Below are 17,019 nucleotides of genomic sequence, written 5' to 3'. Positions count from 1 at the left end.
GCCTAATGCAGAAGCTTGAAGACGAGATGTTGATAAGGGGATGGACGCATGGCTACCGACTACGACGCGCCGAGGCGATCAGACGCCGACGATGTGTCAGAGGACTCGTTAGAGGAGCTCAAGGCTCGTCGTAACGAAGCACAGTCGGCGGTGGTCGATGTCGATGAGGCGGAAACCGCCGAATCGTTCGAGCTACCAGGTGCCGACCTGTCCGGCGAGGAACTTTCGGTCCGGGTCATCCCGAAGCAGGCCGACGAGTTCACCTGTTCGAGTTGCTTCCTGGTGCACCACCGCAGCCGACTGGCCAGTGAGAAGAATGGCCAGTTGATCTGCACCGACTGCGCGGCCTGAGAGTCGGAGCTAGTCGCGGCCCCGGCCGCGTACTAGCTCCGTAGGGCGGCCAGCACCCGATCGGGATGGCGGCTGCTCACCAGCCAGTACGGCGTCGGATCTTCTGGGTCGTCGAGGACCACCAGGACCAGCGGGCCGATCCAGGCCCGATGCACGACGAAGGCCGCCGGGTCGAGCTGACGGCCGAGTGCCGAGCTCTTCGCGGTGGCGGGAATTGCCGCCGACTTGGCGATCACGCTGACCGGCAGATGTGCTGCCCCGGCGCGCAGCTCGGCGCCGCCGTCCGGCGCTGCGGCAACCTCCACGCGGATCCTGCTGAACCACAACAAGACTCCCGCGACAATCGCGAACAGAATCGGGTACGGCACCCAGCCGGGCAGCTGGCGCATGCTCTGATTGATTTCCAGCCCGAGCAGTGTTGCCGCGCCAAAGCCGGGCAGGGTCCACCACCACGGAACCCACAACCGCTCGACGTAGCGGATATCGGTCGTGTTGTTGGGGGAGTCCGTCACGCGGCCAAGGGTAGTCTGGGCGATCGTGCCCACACCTACGAGATTGGCGATCGTTCGCCTCGATCGAGAGCTTCCCCTGCCGTCCCGTGCGCATGCCGACGATGCGGGGGTCGATCTCTACAGTGCCGAGGACGTCGTGATCGAGCCCGGGCGCCGGGCTTTGGTGGGTACCGGTATCGCCGTGGCCGTCCCGACCGGGATGGTCGGGCTGGTGCATCCGCGCTCGGGCCTGGCTGCGCGCGTGGGTCTTTCGATCGTCAACAGCCCTGGCACGATCGATGCCGGGTATCGTGGCGAGGTGAAGCTCAGCCTCATCAACGTGGACCCGGAGACTCCGATCGTCATCGCCCGTGGCGACCGGATCGCGCAGTTGTTGGTTCAGCAGGTTGAGTTGCCAGAGCTGGTTGAAGTGGATTCTTTTGACGAGGCCGGTCTGGCCGTGACCACCCGCGGTGTGGGCGGGCACGGATCCAGCGGCGGACATGCGAGTTTGTGATGGCATTGCACCGAAGTGGCGGTCTGAACGACCTGGACGATGCTGACGATGCGTCAGGGTCGGGGGAAACATTCGACGGCCCATACGAAGTCGAGGACTTCGACAGTCCGGAAGACGCCGGAATCGGGCGCCTGGACCTGGGCTCGGTCCTCATTCCGGTGCCCGAGGCCGGACAGATTCAGGTCGAGTTGACCGCCTCCGGTGCTCCCGGTGCGGTCTTCGTGCTGACACCCAACGGGCGCTACTCGGTGGCGGCCTACGCCGCGCCGAAATCCGCCGGACTGTGGCGTGAGATCGCGGGCGAGCTGGCTGAATCGCTGCGCAAGGAAGCGGCGGAGGTCTCCATCGCCGACGGACCGTGGGGCCGCGAGGTCGTCGGAGTCGCCGAGGGAGGCTCTGTGCGCTTCATCGGGGTCGACGGCTACCGATGGATGATCCGCTGCGTGCTGCAGGGGCCCGCCGAAACGTTCGACGCCCTGGCTCAGGAGGCGCGCGACGCGGTGGCCGATACCGTCGTCCGCCGCGATGACAGCCCGTACCCGGTGCGCACCCCCCTTCCGGTCGCACTGCCCGAACCGATGCTCGAGCAGCTGCAAGCGGCGCAGGCGCAGGCGATGGCCCAGGCAGAAGCCGAGGCCGTCGTCCAGGAACCTGCCCCGCAGGATGATCCGACGCCCGTGGCCCGCCGTAGCGTCTCCGGGTCAGCCATGCAGCAGTTGCGGTCCACAATCACCGGCGGCTAGATCCGGCTGGCGGGAGCTAGCGCGACCCTGAGCACCTAGTCGGGATCGAACCGAAACACCGACAACGTTCCGGCCAGGGCTTCGAACTCATCTGGGGTTCCATGCCGGACCAGCCCGGCGCTTTTCGCGAACCGCACGCCCACCGGAACCTTCAGAGCGAATTCCCGCAGCGCACGCCGCGCCGTCTCGGGCGGCACGCTGATGATCCTGACGTGCTGGACACGGTGTCGTCGGGTGAGAGTTCCGGAACCGGCCGCGGCGGCGTTGCGTGGCCAATCCGAGCCCGGATAGCCGCCTACGGCATAGAGCTGGCCGTCCATCTCGAATGGTGTGATTGGCGTGGGGCGGGGACGTTCGGTCTTCCTGCCGGGAACGGTCAGCACCATCGCCGGACCGGTGGGTATGCCGAGGCGGTGAAACGCCCGCACCACTTTGTTCATCGGTGTGAGCCATCGCGGTGGGGTGTTGGTCATGGCCGTCACCCCTTCTGCGGTGCGAACTCGGCACGTGCGAATTCGGCCCGGAATCTGTTGGCCCAGGATGCGAATGTCTCCGCGGGACGCTCGAGTATCCGGTCCACCTCGTGCGTGACAATCGCCGGCACGGTTACCGTGGCCGCCTGCATGGCGAGGTACGCGTCGGCGAATCCCGCCGGAAACCCCAGACCGGCGAAGTGCTGACGGACGAGATCGTCGGCAACCTGCTGGTATTCCAGCGGCCGATGCAGAATGTCCCCGAGCACCGCGACCAGGTCGGCGTTGGTGAATGCCTGCGGACCGGTCAACGGGATGCGATGCCCGACGAGGTCGTCCGTGAGCAGGGCGCGCGCCGCGACCTCGGAGATGTCCCGGTCCGCGATCGGGGCGGCAGAGGCCGCCGCATACGGTCCGCGGACCGCGTCGCCCGCCTTGAGCTGGCCCGCCCACATCCCGAGAAAATTGGACGCGAAGACCGTCGGACGCAGGCTCACCCACTCCACTCCGGAATCGACGGCGCACCGTTCCACCTCCTTGTTCCGGTCACCGCGGAACCGTGATGGTTGCCGGGACACGTCGTCGTCGCAGTTGATCGCCGAGAGTGCGACCAGGCGGGTAACCCCTTCGCGTACAGCCTGATCCACAAAATCGGTGAGGTCCTCGCCGAGTGCCCGGGAATTCAGGAAGACGGCGGTGGCGCCGCGCAGGCCCGCTCGGGCCGTCTCGATGGTTTTCACCTGGGGTGAGAAATCCGCGTGTTCAGGGTGGCGGGTGACCGCGCGCACGTCGGCGCCCGCGCTGATAAGCAGATCCACAAGCGGGCGCCCCACATTGCCTGTTGCGCCGGTGACGAGAATTGTCATGTTGGGTACTCCAATTCGGGAGGTTCGGATGGCTTTCCATGTTTCGGCCACATGAGTACGACGGGGCACAGGCGCGGAAAGTTACCGGCGTGGGCGGTAACTTTTCGGGGCGCGGAATCGTCGTAGTGACATGAGTTCCTCGTCGACGCACGACGCGCTGGTGGCCGCGGCCTGGCGTGAGCACTACCCGTACTTGGTGAATCTGGCCTATCAAATGCTCGGTGACATCGGGGATGCCGAGGACTGCGCTCAGGAGGCGTTCGTGCGGCTGGCGCGCGCCGACGAGACGGAGATCGACGAGCCGCGTGCCTGGTTATCGGTGGTGACCGGCCGGTTGTGCCTGGACCAGCTGCGTTCGGCGCGGATACGCCGTGAGCAGACGGGTGTCGCGTCGACTGTGGAATCCGGTGCACCGCTGCATATTTCCGCGAGCGCCGATCCCGTCGACAGAGTGACTCTGGATGACGAGGTGCGCGGTGCGCTGCTGGAGGTGTTGCGCACGTTGAGTCCCGGCGAGCGGGTCGCGTTCGTCTTGCATGACGTGTTCGGCGTCCCGTTCGAGGAGATCGCGTCGACGGTGGGCCGTCCGGTGGGCACGTGCCGCCAGCTCGCCCGGCGTGCGCGCACCAGATTCCAGCAGTCCGCGTCGCGCACCGGTGATGTCACCGGTGCCGAGCACCAGCAGCTGATCGAAAAGTTCGTCACCGCATGCGCCCATGGTGATCTGACCGGATTGATGGCGGTCCTGGATCCCAGCGTCTGGGGGGTCGGCACCATCATCGGAGACCCGGCGCCCCCGCCACAGGTCAATCGCGGACGCACCGATGTCGCGACCAACCTGCTCGTCTATCTCGGGCATGGCGCCACGCTCGTTGGTGGGCCGTTCGGGCAGCCGGTTCTGCTGGCTTTCACGCAGCGCAGGCTGTTCGCGGTGGTCACCCTGACGGTGCGCGACGGTTTGGTGCTCACGATTGAGGCCACGGCCGACCCCGCTGCGCGCGGTCTGTGACTCAGATGTCGGTCAGCGCACCGACACACGCCCGGCCCAGACACGACGGATCGGCGCCCAGCTGATCGAGGGTGAAGGTGCGCAGTGCCGCGCGCGGCGCCCAGGACACCCAGTCCCGGGCGACGGTGAGCGGATGTATCGGATCATCGGTGGCCGCCGCCACCGCCAACGGCACGGTCAATCCGCGGATATCGTCGGCAGCCGGGTTCTCAAAGGCCGACACCTCCTCCATGGCATTGGGCAGACCCGGCCACTGGACTGCCCAGGACCGGGCGAGCTCTGCCGCCAGCCAGGCGGGGCTGCTGGCCTGCATCGCGGCGGTCACCGCTGCCAACCCGTCGGAGCGCAGCGATTCGGCGGTGACCCGGGCGGATACCGAAGCCGGCGAGTTCTCCGGCCTTCCGGTCCACGCCGGCATGGCTGCCAGCACCGCCACCGTCGCCCCGGGATTACGCAGGGCCCACGTCAGGGCCACGGCGGTGCCGATGGACATCCCGCCTACGACGATCGGGCCACCCCGAGCGGCCCGATCGAGCGCCCTGAGGTAGCCGTTGACCAGGTCATTCGGTTCTGGACGCACCGCGACCAGGGCGGCCCCCGCTCTGGTGAGAGCGGGGCCGAACGCCCGCGTGATGAAGTCGTCGTCGGAGCCCGTGCCCGGCATGAGAACAGCCGTGCGGCCATCAAGTTCGGGGGATGGGCCGCTCGCGGCAAGACCGTTGATGGGCGTCACGCACCTGATCTTGCCCGGTGTACGGGACACCCCGGGGGCCGCCTGGCATCGGGGCGTGCAAAGGTCTACCGTGGCGGTTGCACCGATGAGCCGCTTGCGCCAAGTGACTCCACGAGCGATCACACGATCGGGCATGTTGAGAGGCCAGGACGAGAAGTGGCTACCACAGGCGGTTATCTGCGTCGACTGACTCGTCGGCTGACAGAGGACCTGGAGCAAGTAGACGCCGAGAAGATCGGTGACGACGCCGCCGCCACCGGTGCTCAGCGCGTCATCGATTGTCAGCGCGGCCAAGAGGTCACCATGTGCGGAACGTTGCGCACCGTCGAGACCAATTCCAAGGGTTGCGTCGCCGGCGTGAAGGCCGAGCTGTTCGACGGCACCGACACGGTGATGCTGGTCTGGCTGGGACAGCGCCGAATCCCCGGTATCGAATCGGGCCGCACCCTGCTGGTGCGCGGTCGACTCGGCAAGCTTGAGAACGGCGGCAAGGTGATTCACAACCCGTACTACGAGATTCAGCGCTAAGTGCCAGAGACCCCATCGCACGAGCCGGACGGCTCGGGCGGCGCGCATGTCGGCCCGGATACCGCGGAGGGCCCGCAGCTGAAATTCAGCGTGCCCGGGACCAAGCCCGAGGAGCCAGGAAGCTCTCCGCTGCACGAGATGTGGCATCAGGCGGGGGGATGGCAGGGCATCGTCTACTCGTCGATCCCGGTGATCGTTTTCGTTGTCGCGGTCAGCGTCTCCTCGTTGATGCCGGCGATCATCGCTGCCCTGGTGGCGGCGACCCTGGTTTTGGTTTGGCGGCTGGTGCGGCGCGAGTCGCTGCAACCGGCAGTCTCGGGATTCATCAGCGTCGGCATCAGCGCGCTGATCGCCTACCTGCTGGGAGAGGCCAAGGGCTACTTCCTCATCGGGATCTGGGCCAACTTCTTCTGGGGCACGGTGTTTTTGGTATCGGTGATCATCCGCCGCCCGATCGTGGGTTACGCGTACAGCTGGGCCACCGGCGGTGACATGTCGTGGCGCGGTAACCGGCGCATCCTGACGGCCTTCGATATCGCGACGGTGGTCTGGATCGCGTTGTTCGCCACCAGATTTGTCGTGCAGCAGTGGCTATACCTCGCGGGCAACACGGCCTGGCTGGGTGGCACGAAGATCGCGATGGGCTGGCCGTTGACCGCCGTCGGTGCGTTGGTCACCCTGCTGGTGATTCGCTATGTGCGCCGCCACACCGACAACGCGGCCGAGGAATCTCCGGCGAGCAGCTAGTCGGCGACTACTGCGGCAGGACTGCGCGGTGTAGCTCGTCCTCGATATCCGCGGTGGCCACCAGGATCAGCTCGTCGCCGCCTTCGAGAGGCTCATCGGGCTGTACCGGAATGACCCGCGATCCGCGCAGAATTGCCACCAGCACCGCGTCGCGGGGCAGTTCCAGCTTTCGTACCGGCTTACCGCCCCAGGGGGTGTCGTCGGGGAGCGTGATCTCCACCAGATTGGCCTGACCACGCCGGAACTCCATCAGCCGCACCACGTCACCCACGGCGACGGCCTCCTCGACGAGGGATGCCAACATGCGCGGTGTCGACACCGCGACATCGACGCCCCAGGCATCGTCGAACAGCCATTCGTTGCGCGGGTCGTTCACCCGGGCCACGACGCGGGCCACGGCGAATTCGGTCTTGGCCAGCAGGCTGAGCACCAGATTGGCCTTGTCATCACCGGTGGCCGCGATCACCACGTCGAAGGTGTGCAGTTCCTCGGCTTCCAGCAGGCTGATCTCACAGGCGTCCCCAAGCCGCCAATGCGCCTCGGGTACCGACTCTGGATCAATGTGATCGGGATTGCGTTCCAGCAGGGTGACGTCGTGCCGGCTCTCGATGAGCTCGCGTGCGATGGAACGTCCGACGGCGCCGGCGCCTCCGATGGCTACCTTCATCGGGCACTCCCGTGGTCATCGTCGGCATCCTCGCCCGGCGGCTGCGCCGCGATCGCCATGGCTTCGGCGGCGCGTCCGGACACCGCTGATACGTACACCTCGTCACTGTCCTGGATAACCGTCTTGGCGTCGGGAAGCACGCCCGTGCCGAACCGGATGATGAAGGCCGCCCGCGCACCGGTGGCGGTCTCCAGCGCCGTGATGCGCTTGCCTATCCAGTCTTCGTGCAGCGCGAGCTCGGTGACCAGAACCGAACCGGACGGATCACGCCACTTGGTGGTGTCACTTTCGCGGGTGAGGGCATGCAGCAGGCGATCGGTTGTCCACGGCACGGTGGCGACGGTCGGAATGCCGAGGCGCTCGTAGACGGCGGCGCGCTTGGCGTCGTAGATGCGGGCCACCACGCGCTCGACGCCGAAGGTCTCGCGGGCCGCCCGGGCCGAGATGATGTTCGAGTTGTCACCGGAGGAGACCGCGGCGAATGCCTGTGCCCGCTCGATCCCGGCCCGCAACAAGACGTCGCGATCAAAACCCATGCCGACGATGCGTTCGCCAGTGAATTCGGAGCTGAGCCGGTTGAACGCGGAGGCCTCCTTGTCGATGATCGCCACCTCGTGGCCGATCCTGGCCAGCCCTCCCGCCAGCGCGGCACCCACGCGCCCGCAGCCCATCACCACTACTCGCACCGGTAGACCCTTCTGGATAGGCGTTCGTCTCAGGACTTACCGCGATGCTGAACGCCGCGTCACGGCACCCGACACAGCGATGTCAAGTGAGACCGTACCGCGATTGCTCGCGTGGCCTAATGTTGGCGTTCGTGTCTACGCTTTCCAAGCTGTCGACGGCGGCTCGGCGCCTGTTAATCGGCCGACCGTTTCGCAGTGACAGCCTTGGCCATACCCTGCTGCCGAAGCGCATCGCGCTCCCGGTTTTCGCCTCGGATGCCCTGTCCTCGGTGGCGTACGCGCCCGAGGAAATCTTCCTGGTGCTCTCGGTCGCGGGCATGTCCGCCTATGCGTTGACGCCGTGGATCGGCCTTGCGGTCGCCGCGGTCATGATGGTCGTGGTCGCGAGTTACCGGCAGAACGTGCACGCCTATCCTTCCGGCGGCGGCGACTACGAGGTGGTGACCACCAATCTCGGGCCTACCGCGGGCCTGACGGTCGGCAGTGCCCTGCTGGTGGATTATGTGTTGACCGTTGCCGTTTCCATGTCCTCGGCGATGTCGAACATCGGCTCGGCCATTCCGCTTGTCGCGCAGCACAAAGTCACCTTCGCGGTGGTCGCCATTGTGATCCTGATGTCGATGAATCTGCGCGGAGTCCGCGAATCCGGCGCCGCGTTCGCGATTCCCACCTACGCCTTCATGGTCAGCATGTACCTCATGTTGGGCTGGGGGCTGTTCCAGATCTACGTACTCGGTACCCCGCTGAAGGCGGAGTCGGCCTCCTTCGAGATGCATGGCGAAGGCAACGGGATCCTGGGCTTCGCGCTGGTGTTCCTTGTCGCGCGGGCTTTCTCGTCGGGGTGTGCGGCGTTGACGGGTGTCGAGGCGATCAGCAACGGCGTGCCCGCCTTCCGGAAACCCAAGTCACGCAACGCGGCCACGACGCTGTTGCTCCTCGGCGGCGTCGCCATCACCCTCTTCATGGGGATCATCCTGCTGGCCGAACGCACCGGAGCCAAGATCGCCGAGGACCCCGCCACCCAACTGGTGGGTGCGCCCGCCAACTACCACCAGAAGACCCTGGTCGCCCAGCTGGCCGAGGCTGTGTTCGGTGACTTCCGGATCGGCTTCCTGTTCATCACCGTGGTGACGGCGCTCATCTTGGTGCTGGCCGCCAACACCGCATTCAATGGTTTTCCGGTGCTTGGATCGATTCTGGCGCAGGACCGCTACCTGCCGCGCCAGCTGCACACGCGCGGTGATCGGCTGGCGTTCTCCAACGGCATCATCTTCCTGTCGGCCGTCGCGATCCTGTTCGTGGTGGCGTTCAAGGCCGAGGTGACCGCGCTCATCCAGCTGTACATCGTCGGGGTGTTCGTGTCCTTCACCCTCAGTCAGATCGGCATGGTGCGGCACTGGACCCGGTTGCTCAAAACCGAGACCGACCCGGCGGTACGCGGCAAGATGATCCGCTCACGCATCATCAACACCATCGGTTTCATCATGACCGGCGCGGTGCTGTTGGTGGTCCTGGTCACCAAATTCCTTGCTGGAGCATGGATCGCGATCCTGGCAATGGGTCTGCTGTTCGTGCTCATGAAGATGATTCACAAGCACTACAACACGGTGGCCCGCGAGCTGGACAACCACGAGGGAGAGGTGGTGCTGCCCAGCCGCACCCATGCCGTCGTCCTTGTCTCCAAGGTGCATCAGCCCACACTGCGCGCCCTCGCCTATGCCCGGGCCACTCGTCCCGACGTGCTGGAGGCGATCACCGTCAGCGTTGACGATCGGGACACCCGAGAGCTCGTCAGGGATTGGGAGACAAGCGATCTCAGCACTCCGCTGAAGGTGATCGCTTCCCCGTATCGCGAAATCACCCGGCCGATCCTCGATTACGTCAGACGCATCAGTAAGGAAGCGCCACGGACGGTCGTCTGCATCTTCATCCCCGAGTATGTGGTGGGGCATTGGTGGGAGCAAGTGCTGCACAACCAGAGCGCGCTGCGACTCAAGGGGCGTCTGTTGTTCGTCCCCAACGTCATGGTCACATCCGTTCCGTGGCAGCTTGACTCGTCCGAACGGCGCCGGGAGCTCGACGAGCAGTCCGCACCCGGCGACTCACGGCGAGGGTTCGACTCCTAGATGGCAATCGGCGAAATTCTCGAGGTCCAAACCGGCGGGCCCGCCAACGGGGGCAGCGTGGTGGCGCGGCACGACGGGCGCGTCATCTTCGTCAGGTACGCGTTACCGGGCGAGCGGGTCCGTGTCCAGATCACCGACGACCGACAAGCGAGCTTTTGGCATGGCGCCGCCATCGATGTCCTGGATGCCTCACCGCACCGCATCGATCCGATATGTCCCATCGCGCACGGTAGTGGCGAATCTGGTTGCTGTGACCAGTCTTTCGTCGATCCCACGTATCTGCGCGAGCTCAAGGGTGATGTGGTGAGCCAGCAGTTGGCGCGGCTCGGCAAGTACGACTGGCAGGGTGTGGCCGAACAGGTCGGTGCCGGCGAGTCCACGGGGTGGCGGACTCGGGTGCGTTTGGACGTGAATGCCTTGGGTCAACCAGGCTTTCACCGCTATCACAGTGACGAGCTGGTGACCGACCTGCGCTGTGCCCAGGTGGTGCCGGGATTGCTCGATGGGCTGGATGAACCGGATCTCGGTTCCGAGGGGCCGTTGCACGCCGTGCTGGACGATCAGGGGCGCCGGCACGTGTTGCGCGGGCGGTCGGTTGTCGAAGGCGAGGACGTTGCGGTTCAGAAGGTCGCGGACCGGCACTGGTTGGTACCGGTTACGGCCTTCTGGCAAGCCCATCGCGACGCGGCGAGCACCTACAGTCAGCTGGTCTCCGAATGGGCCGAGCTGGAGCCGGGAATGACCGCCTGGGACTTGTACGGCGGCGTCGGGGTTTTCGCGGCGGTACTGGGGGAGGCGGTGGGACGCACGGGACGTGTTGTCAGTGTCGACACCTCGCGGCCGGCATTCCGGAGCGCCAAGGGTGCGCTGGGAGATCTGCGTCAGGTCACGATGATTTGCGGTTCGGTACGGAACGCCATGCGCGATCTGGGTAAGGCCGATGTCGCGGTGCTGGACCCGCCCCGTGCGGGCGCCGGACGTGAGGTCATCGGGCGAATCGCCGATGCCGGTGTGCCGAGAGTCATCCATATCGGTTGTGAGGCAGCGGCATTCGCGCGTGATGTGGGCCTGTACCTGGAACGTGGGTATCGGGTGCGTGAGCTGCGGCTATTTGATGCGTTCCCGCTCACTCATCACATCGAAAGCTTCGCGCTGCTCACCCGATGAGAAGGCGGCGGACGTAAAGATCTTATAAAGTAACTTCCCAGGTGTGCCGGGAAGTCTGGTCGGCGGTATTTAGCCTTGCCAGAAAGGACGGACACCAACCCATGGGCCTGCGTCAACGCGTCTTTACCCGCGGATCGTGGGCGGAATCGTCTCGTGTCGCCGAGATTCTGCGCCAGGAAACTGTCGGTGGTGTGCTGCTGGTGGTGGCGGCGCTGACCGCACTGCTCTGGGCGAACTCACCGTGGAGCTCGTGGTACTACCGGCTGGGTGCCATCACCGTCGGGCCCGAGCGGCTGCATCTGCACCTGACGTTGGCGGGCTGGGCCACGGACGGACTGCTCGCGATCTTCTTCTTCGTCGTGGGCGTGGAACTGAAGCGTGAATTCGTGGCGGGGGATCTGCGGGACCCGGGTCGCGCCGCGTTGCCGATTGTCGCTGCCATTGGCGGCATGCTCGTTCCGGCGGCCATCTATCTGGCGGTGAACGCTTCCGGTGGTGGCGAGGCGATGCGCGGCTGGGCGATTCCCACCGCCACCGATATCGCCTTCGCGCTCGCCGTGCTCGCCGTGATTTCAACGCATCTGCCGTCCGCGCTGCGCACATTTCTGCTCACCCTGGCGGTGGTGGATGATCTGCTGGCTGTCATCGTGATCGCGGTCTTCTATACCGATGAGCTGCATTGGGGGCCGCTGGGCCTCGCGCTCATTCCGCTCGCGCTGTTCGTGCTGGCGGTGCAGCGCCGCCGCCGGGAATGGTGGCTACTGCTGCCGCTGGCACTGTCCGCGTGGGCGTTGGTGCACGCCTCGGGGGTGCACGCCACCGTCGCGGGCGTGCTGTTGGGATTCGCCGTCCCGGTATTGAGGCGGGACGGACGTACCGATGTGCACGGTATGGCCGAGCGATTTGAGCACCGGCTGCGACCGTTGTCGGCGGGTGTCGCGGTGCCGGTGTTCGCGTTCTTCGCTGCGGGTGTCACCCTCGGCGGCTTCGCCGGGCTGTGGCAGGCGCTGCTGGATCCGGTGGCTTTGGGTGTGGTCCTTGGTCTGCTGGTGGGTAAGCCGATAGGGATCTTCCTGACGACGTATCTGTTGGCGCGGTTCACGCGGGCCAGTCTCGATGACGATCTGAGCTGGCTCGATATCGCCGGTGTGGCCCTGCTCGCCGGGATCGGCTTCACGGTGTCGCTGCTCATCGGCGAATTGGCGTTCGGTGCCGGATCGGCCGCCGAGCACGTCAAGGTCGGTGTGCTCGCCGGATCGTTGACATCGGCGGCGGTGGCCTCGGTCGTGCTGAGGCTGCGCAACCGGGCATATCGGCGCATCGAGGCCAAGGAGACACTCGATGCCGACCACGATGGAGTGCCCGATGTTTTTGGCTGCGCTCCAAGCGACCAAATCTGAATCGCTGCGTAGACTGACCTGATGCTTGACGACATCAGAGGGCCGGGTGACCTGCAGGGTCTCTCGAAGCGAGAGCTGGACTTGCTCGCCGACGAGATTCGCGAGTTCCTGATCCATAAGGTCGCCGCGACCGGCGGCCATCTGGGACCCAACCTGGGTGTCGTCGAGCTGACGCTGGCTCTCCATCGCGTGTTCGAGTCCCCGTATGACCCGATCATCTTCGACACCGGGCATCAGGCGTATGTGCACAAGATCCTGACCGGACGTTCCGGAGACTTCGACACGCTGCGCCAGAAGGACGGCCTGTCGGGGTACCCGTGCCGGGCCGAGAGTGAACACGATTGGGTGGAATCCAGTCACGCGTCGACGGCGCTGTCCTACGCCGATGGACTCGCGAAGGCATTCGAACTGACCGGGCAACGCCGCCGCCATGTCGTGGCGGTGGTTGGCGATGGCGCGCTCACCGGCGGCATGTGCTGGGAGGCTCTGAACAACATCGCCGCCGCCGATCGGCGCATCATCATCGTTGTCAACGACAACGGGCGAAGCTATGCGCCGACCATCGGTGGGCTCGCCTCGCATCTGGCCGGGCTGCGGCTCACGCCCACCTACGAGAAGGTGCTTGACGAGAGCAGAAAGCTGCTGCGCGGTATGCCGGTGGTGGGACCGTTGGCGTACGCGTTGATGCACAGCCTCAAGGTGGGGGTCAAGGACGCGGTATCTCCGCAGGTGATGTTCACCGATCTGGGGATCAAATACGTTGGGCCCGTTGATGGTCACGACGAGAACGCGGTCGAGGATGCGTTGCGCCGCGCCCGCGGTTATGGCGGCCCGGTCATTGTGCACGTCATTACCCGCAAGGGCATGGGGTACGCGCCTGCCGAGGACGACGAGGCCGAGCAGATGCATTCCACCGGCATCATCGACCCGAAAACCGGCCGCTCCATCAATGTTTCGGCCCCGGGCTGGACGTCAGTGTTCTCCGATTCACTGATCGATGTGGCCAGCGAGCACCGCAACATCGTGGCGATCACCGCGGCCATGCCGGGTCCGACCGGGCTCAGCAAGTTCGGGGAGCGTTTCCCCGATCGGCTCTTCGACGTCGGTATCGCCGAGCAGCATGCCGTCACCTCCGCGGCCGGGCTCGCGATGGGGGGCCTGCACCCCGTGGTGGCGATCTACTCCACCTTCCTGAACCGTGCGTTCGATCAGGTGATGATGGACGTTGCGCTGCACCGGCTCCCGGTGACGTTCGTGCTGGACCGGGCGGGTATCACCGGAAGCGACGGAGCCAGCCACAACGGCATGTGGGACCTGTCGATCCTGAACATAGTGCCGGGAATGCGGGTCGCCGCGCCGCGCGATGCCTCGCGGCTGCGTGAAGAGCTCACCGAGGCGCTGGCAGTTGAAGATGGTCCGACCGCGCTGCGTTTTCCGAAAGGTGAAGTCGGCGAGGATATCCCGGCGATCGAGCGTCGCGACGGCGTCGATGTGTTGGCCCGGCCGGCGGGCGGCTTACACGCCGATGTGTTGCTGGTGGCGGTCGGCCCGTTCGCGTCGACAGCCTTGGCAACGGCCGAGAGGCTTGGCAAGCAGGGGATCGGGGTCACTGTCGTCGATCCGCGGTGGGTGCTGCCGGTGCCCGAGTACGTGGTCGGGCTGGCCGGCCAGCATCGGCTGGTGGTGACCCTTGAGGACAGCGGCGTGCACGGCGGCGCGGGTAGCGCGGTAACTGCGGCCATGCAGGATGCCGATGTGGACGTTCCTAGCCGGGATATCGGTGTGCCGCAACAGTTCCTGGACCATGCATCGCGGGGGCAGGTTCTTGAGCAGCTCGGTTTGACCGATCAGCACATCGCCCGCAAGATCACCGGTTGGGTGGCCGCGATGAGTCGCGAGGCGGCCGACAGTCCGGTTTCCGAACAGGTCGATTAACCCCGCACCCAGTCCGGAGCGGCGAGGGTTTCGCGCAGCTCCTCCACGAGGCGCGCGCTGTGGTACCCGTCGGCCACCGCGTGGTGAATCTGCATTGCCAGCGGCATGATGGTTTGGCCGTCCTGCTCGCGGAACTTGCCGATGGTGAAGATGGGAGCCAGATGTTTCCAGCCGGGGGCGATGGTCAATGTGAAGCCGGAGAAACTCGTCCACGGGATGCTGGAGATGTCGAACACATTCCGGGGCCGGGGCAATCCTTGTGGGAAAAGCGTTGAGGAGTGACGATATTCGGCCAGAAGCTCGACAACTTCGGTGTGGAACGCGTCGAAGTCGGTGGTGTAGTTGGCGCTGATACCCGCGAAGGTCTCGCGGTCGGGATTGAACACGGTGAACGCTGGATCCACGATGTCCCAGATTCCTGGATTTCCTTGATCATCAAGCCCCATGCGGAATTCCGGATAACGATTCACGACGGTCGCCAATGCCCAGACCTGTGTCGGATACGTCTTGCGGCCGGATGCGCGAATCTCCCCGAGAAGGTGGGTGACGTCCAGCTCCACCGTCATCGAGTAGTAGGTGGGACAGCGGTCGAGATAGTGCGCGAACCATTCACCTCGTGGCCACAGTTGCACATCGACGGGTTCAAGTGTCGCCATGGAGACCAGCAGAGCGTGTCCGTCGCGACCGTGCAACTCAGTTTTGCCCTACCGGCGTGAATCTCCTGCTTAGTCGGTCAGCGCCTCGGTGAGGATCGGCGCCGCCAGTTCCCGTTGCCATGGGCGGGCGCCGTGGCCGGCGAGTATCTCTTCGACGTCCCCGTTGCCGTCCCAGTCCCAGCAGAGCCGCCGCACGATCTCCGGGGTGACGATGTTCTCCACCGGCACCGTGATCTGCTCGGAGAGTGCCGACAGGACTGTGCGCGCGGCCTCCAGGCGCGCGTAGGCCTCGGGTTTGCGTCGCGACCATCGCGATACCGGAGGTGGCCCGATGGTGGGTTCGTTGACCGGCGGAGGGGTGGCAGCGTCGCGGGCTTTCGCCAGCGCCGTGAGCCAACGATCGGCCTGCTGTTTCTGCCGGGGACCGCCGAAGACCGGCAGGGCGATCAGTTCGTTACGGGTTTTCGGATCGGCCATCGCCGCTTCGACGATCGCCGTATCGGGTAGCGTCCGGCCGGGGGCCACATCTCGTGCGCGTGCCAATTCATCACGGCTGAGCCATAATTCGCGGACGGCCGCCAACTGTGCGGGTTTGCGTACCTTGTGGATTCCGGAGGTGCGACGCCAGTTGTCCCGTCGCGTCGCCGAGGCCGGCATATGCGCAAGGTGCTCGAACTCCTGCCGGGCCCATTCGGTCTTGTCTTGCTCGTCGAGCACCTCGGCGACTTTTTCGCGCAGTTCGATGAGCACCTCGACGTCCAGCGCCGCGTAGTTGAGCCAGTCGTCCGGCAGGGGACGTTTGGACCAGTCGGCGGCGCCATGTCCCTTGGCCAGGCCCAGACCGAGCAGTCGATGCACCATCGCGGCCAGGTTTACCTTCTCGAAACCGGCCAGGCGCCCGGCCAGTTCGGTGTCGTAGACCGACGGTGGTCTCATCTCCAATTCGGCCAGGCACGGCAGATCCTGGTCGGCGGCGTGCAAGATCCATTCGGCGGCGCCCAGCACCTCGACGATCGGTCCCAGTGCGTCGGGAACATTCGTAGGGTCCAGCAGTACCGTTCCTGCGCCGCGTCGGCGAATCTGGATCAGGTAGGCCCGATTGGAGTACCGGAATCCGGACGCGCGCTCGGCGTCAACGGCAAAGGCGCCGGTTCCACACCCCAAACGTTCTGCGGCCATGCGGATCTCATCCGTCGAGGCGGTGAGTGGCGGCACCCCTTCGGCGGGGCGAAGCAGCGGTGTCGGTTCGGGAAGTTCGGCGTCGTTGTCCATATCTGAATCAGCAGCGTAGGCCCTAGGCGCGGTGGCGCGACCCCAGATCGGTCACACCCACCGGTGGCAGGCCGGCTGCGTGCTCTAGTACCTCGCAGAACGCCTCGACGTGAGTTCCGATGTCGGCACCGGTGGCGGTCCAGGATGCCCGTAGCTCCAACTGGTGAGCGCGCCCCGGACCGGCGATATCGCCGTAGCGGACCGAGGTGGTTGCGGTCACGGTTCCGCCCAGCGCCGTCACCTCCGCGGTGCGCGTGTTCAGCGCGTCCACGAGCCAGCTCCACGCGACCTCCGGCAGCAACGGGTCCACAGCCTCGGAGGCGTCCAGATCGGCCTGGATGTAGGCGACCAGCCTCATGGTGCCGTTCCACGCCTCATCACCGTCGGGGTCGTGCAACAGGATTAGCCTGCCGAAGGCGTCGCCCTCGGATTGTTCGGGCACGTGATCGGTATCGAGGTGCTTGATCTCCGCGCCGAGTGCGTAGCTGAACGGAGCCAGCCGCTGCGGAGGACGGATGGTGCCCAGCTCGATCTCCGGACGCGCGGTCACGGAGTTCATCGCGTCGACCGCCGCGCGGAACGGGGCTGGTTCGGCAGACGTCACAGCAATGAACGCTAGCGCGCCGGGCCGACATGCTCCCGAAGGCGCGCC

General features: G+C 65.7%; 19 protein-coding genes. 10 read left to right on the top strand and 9 right to left on the bottom strand.

Annotated elements, in window-relative coordinates:
• Positions 1-48 precede the first annotated feature (48 nt).
• On the top strand, positions 49-351 hold the full coding sequence (locus tag DSM43276_RS13950; protein WP_005057245.1) for a DUF4193 domain-containing protein: 303 nt from the start codon (positions 49-51) through the stop codon (positions 349-351).
• Positions 352-383: 32 nt separating this feature from the next.
• Here DSM43276_RS13950 and DSM43276_RS13945 read toward each other — a convergent pair whose 3' ends face one another.
• Positions 384-896, bottom strand: a complete 513-nt coding sequence (locus tag DSM43276_RS13945; protein ID WP_078330072.1) for a DUF3093 domain-containing protein — start codon at positions 894-896, stop codon at positions 384-386.
• Here DSM43276_RS13945 and dut point away from each other — a divergent pair.
• The gene (gene dut, locus DSM43276_RS13940; RefSeq protein ID WP_167668440.1) at positions 889-1,359 is read left to right on the top strand and encodes a dUTP diphosphatase; all 471 of its coding nucleotides are present in this window, start codon (positions 889-891) and stop codon (positions 1,357-1,359) included. The two genes, DSM43276_RS13945 and dut, sit on opposite strands and share 8 nt — an antisense overlap.
• Complete coding sequence (locus DSM43276_RS13935) at positions 1,359-2,102, top strand: DUF3710 domain-containing protein (protein ID WP_078330071.1); 744 nt, start codon at positions 1,359-1,361, stop codon at positions 2,100-2,102. Before dut ends, DSM43276_RS13935 begins: the two co-directional genes overlap by 1 nt.
• Before the next feature lie 35 nt (positions 2,103-2,137).
• On the opposite strand, the gene DSM43276_RS13930 is transcribed toward DSM43276_RS13935, so the two are convergent.
• Positions 2,138-2,542: a PNPOx family protein gene (locus tag DSM43276_RS13930; protein WP_078330181.1), complete on the bottom strand. Its 405-nt coding sequence runs from the start codon at positions 2,540-2,542 to the stop codon at positions 2,138-2,140.
• 38 nt (positions 2,543-2,580) lie between these two features.
• Positions 2,581-3,441 carry an NmrA family NAD(P)-binding protein gene (locus DSM43276_RS13925; RefSeq protein ID WP_078330070.1) on the bottom strand — a complete coding sequence of 287 codons (861 nt, stop codon included), beginning with the start codon at positions 3,439-3,441 and terminating at the stop codon, positions 2,581-2,583.
• Positions 3,442-3,571: 130 nt separating this feature from the next.
• Here DSM43276_RS13925 and sigI point away from each other — a divergent pair, with 130 nt between their 5' ends.
• The gene (sigI, locus tag DSM43276_RS13920; RefSeq protein WP_078330069.1) at positions 3,572-4,450 is read left to right on the top strand and encodes an RNA polymerase sigma factor SigI; all 879 of its coding nucleotides are present in this window, start codon (positions 3,572-3,574) and stop codon (positions 4,448-4,450) included.
• A gap of 1 nt (position 4,451) precedes the next feature.
• Here sigI and DSM43276_RS13915 read toward each other — a convergent pair whose 3' ends face one another.
• The gene (locus DSM43276_RS13915; protein WP_078330068.1) at positions 4,452-5,114 is read right to left on the bottom strand and encodes an alpha/beta fold hydrolase; all 663 of its coding nucleotides are present in this window, start codon (positions 5,112-5,114) and stop codon (positions 4,452-4,454) included.
• A 225-nt stretch (positions 5,115-5,339) separates the two neighbouring features.
• Here DSM43276_RS13915 and DSM43276_RS13905 point away from each other — a divergent pair, with 225 nt between their 5' ends.
• Positions 5,340-5,711 carry an OB-fold nucleic acid binding domain-containing protein gene (locus tag DSM43276_RS13905; RefSeq protein ID WP_005057265.1) on the top strand — a complete coding sequence of 124 codons (372 nt, stop codon included), beginning with the start codon at positions 5,340-5,342 and terminating at the stop codon, positions 5,709-5,711.
• The gene (locus DSM43276_RS13900) at positions 5,712-6,458 is read left to right on the top strand and encodes a DUF3159 domain-containing protein (RefSeq protein WP_078330067.1); all 747 of its coding nucleotides are present in this window, start codon (positions 5,712-5,714) and stop codon (positions 6,456-6,458) included. It abuts the gene before it with no gap.
• 7 nt (positions 6,459-6,465) lie between these two features.
• Here the strand turns inward: DSM43276_RS13900 and DSM43276_RS13895 are convergent, their stop codons facing one another.
• Together DSM43276_RS13895 and DSM43276_RS13890 are read right to left on the bottom strand one after the other, a co-directional pair.
• Positions 6,466-7,125: a potassium channel family protein gene (locus DSM43276_RS13895; protein ID WP_078330066.1), complete on the bottom strand. Its 660-nt coding sequence runs from the start codon at positions 7,123-7,125 to the stop codon at positions 6,466-6,468.
• Positions 7,122-7,811, bottom strand: coding sequence for a potassium channel family protein (locus DSM43276_RS13890; protein ID WP_109556138.1), 690 nt, complete (start codon positions 7,809-7,811; stop codon positions 7,122-7,124). Before DSM43276_RS13890 ends, DSM43276_RS13895 begins: the two co-directional genes overlap by 4 nt.
• A 131-nt stretch (positions 7,812-7,942) precedes the next feature.
• On the opposite strand from DSM43276_RS13890, the gene DSM43276_RS13885 reads away from it, so the two are divergent.
• The 4 genes from DSM43276_RS13885 (at position 7,943) to dxs (ending at position 14,439) form a co-directional block, all read left to right on the top strand.
• Complete coding sequence (locus tag DSM43276_RS13885; RefSeq protein ID WP_211196730.1) at positions 7,943-9,937, top strand: APC family permease; 1,995 nt, start codon at positions 7,943-7,945, stop codon at positions 9,935-9,937.
• Complete coding sequence (locus DSM43276_RS13880; RefSeq protein ID WP_078330063.1) at positions 9,938-11,104, top strand: class I SAM-dependent RNA methyltransferase; 1,167 nt, start codon at positions 9,938-9,940, stop codon at positions 11,102-11,104.
• A 101-nt stretch (positions 11,105-11,205) separates the two neighbouring features.
• Entirely contained in the window at positions 11,206-12,504 is a 1,299-nt protein-coding gene (gene nhaA, locus DSM43276_RS13875) for a Na+/H+ antiporter NhaA (protein WP_078330062.1), read from the top strand.
• Positions 12,505-12,525: 21 nt separating this feature from the next.
• Positions 12,526-14,439, top strand: coding sequence for a 1-deoxy-D-xylulose-5-phosphate synthase (gene dxs / locus DSM43276_RS13870; protein ID WP_078330061.1), 1,914 nt, complete (start codon positions 12,526-12,528; stop codon positions 14,437-14,439).
• Here the strand turns inward: dxs and DSM43276_RS13865 are convergent.
• The 3 genes from DSM43276_RS13865 to DSM43276_RS13855 form a co-directional block, all read right to left on the bottom strand.
• Positions 14,436-15,095 carry a CatA-like O-acetyltransferase gene (locus DSM43276_RS13865; RefSeq protein WP_078330180.1) on the bottom strand — a complete coding sequence of 220 codons (660 nt, stop codon included), beginning with the start codon at positions 15,093-15,095 and terminating at the stop codon, positions 14,436-14,438. The genes dxs and DSM43276_RS13865 overlap by 4 nt on opposite strands.
• Positions 15,096-15,164: 69 nt before the next feature.
• A complete protein-coding gene (locus DSM43276_RS13860) occupies positions 15,165-16,367 on the bottom strand; it encodes an HRDC domain-containing protein (protein ID WP_078330060.1) in 1,203 nt (400 codons plus the stop codon).
• 22 nt (positions 16,368-16,389) lie between these two features.
• The gene (locus DSM43276_RS13855) at positions 16,390-16,926 is read right to left on the bottom strand and encodes a DUF3000 domain-containing protein (protein WP_234803059.1); all 537 of its coding nucleotides are present in this window, start codon (positions 16,924-16,926) and stop codon (positions 16,390-16,392) included.
• Positions 16,927-17,019 lie beyond the last annotated feature (93 nt).

The organism is Mycobacteroides salmoniphilum (assembly GCF_004924335.1).
Classification (GTDB): domain Bacteria; phylum Actinomycetota; class Actinomycetes; order Mycobacteriales; family Mycobacteriaceae; genus Mycobacterium; species Mycobacterium salmoniphilum.
This window is presented reverse-complemented; position numbering and strand designations above follow the sequence as displayed.

Bases quoted from the DNA above. Each gene is read 5' to 3' on its own strand.
- DSM43276_RS13950 (WP_005057245.1), top strand. From the start codon at position 49: ATGGCTACCGACTACGACGCGCCGAGGCGATCAGACGCCGACGATGTG.
- DSM43276_RS13935 (WP_078330071.1), top strand. From the start codon at position 1,359: ATGGCATTGCACCGAAGTGGCGGTCTGAACGACCTGGACGATGCTGAC.
- DSM43276_RS13930 (WP_078330181.1), bottom strand. From the start codon at position 2,542: ATGAACAAAGTGGTGCGGGCGTTTCACCGCCTCGGCATACCCACCGGT.
- DSM43276_RS13925 (WP_078330070.1), bottom strand. From the start codon at position 3,441: ATGACAATTCTCGTCACCGGCGCAACAGGCAATGTGGGGCGCCCGCTT.
- sigI (WP_078330069.1), top strand. From the start codon at position 3,572: ATGAGTTCCTCGTCGACGCACGACGCGCTGGTGGCCGCGGCCTGGCGT.
- DSM43276_RS13915 (WP_078330068.1), bottom strand. From the start codon at position 5,114: ATGCCGGGCACGGGCTCCGACGACGACTTCATCACGCGGGCGTTCGGC.
- DSM43276_RS13895 (WP_078330066.1), bottom strand. From the start codon at position 7,125: ATGAAGGTAGCCATCGGAGGCGCCGGCGCCGTCGGACGTTCCATCGCA.
- DSM43276_RS13880 (WP_078330063.1), top strand. From the start codon at position 9,938: ATGGCAATCGGCGAAATTCTCGAGGTCCAAACCGGCGGGCCCGCCAAC.
- nhaA (WP_078330062.1), top strand. From the start codon at position 11,206: ATGGGCCTGCGTCAACGCGTCTTTACCCGCGGATCGTGGGCGGAATCG.
- dxs (WP_078330061.1), top strand. From the start codon at position 12,526: ATGCTTGACGACATCAGAGGGCCGGGTGACCTGCAGGGTCTCTCGAAG.
- DSM43276_RS13865 (WP_078330180.1), bottom strand. From the start codon at position 15,095: ATGGCGACACTTGAACCCGTCGATGTGCAACTGTGGCCACGAGGTGAA.
- DSM43276_RS13860 (WP_078330060.1), bottom strand. From the start codon at position 16,367: ATGGACAACGACGCCGAACTTCCCGAACCGACACCGCTGCTTCGCCCC.
- DSM43276_RS13855 (WP_234803059.1), bottom strand. From the start codon at position 16,926: ATGAACTCCGTGACCGCGCGTCCGGAGATCGAGCTGGGCACCATCCGT.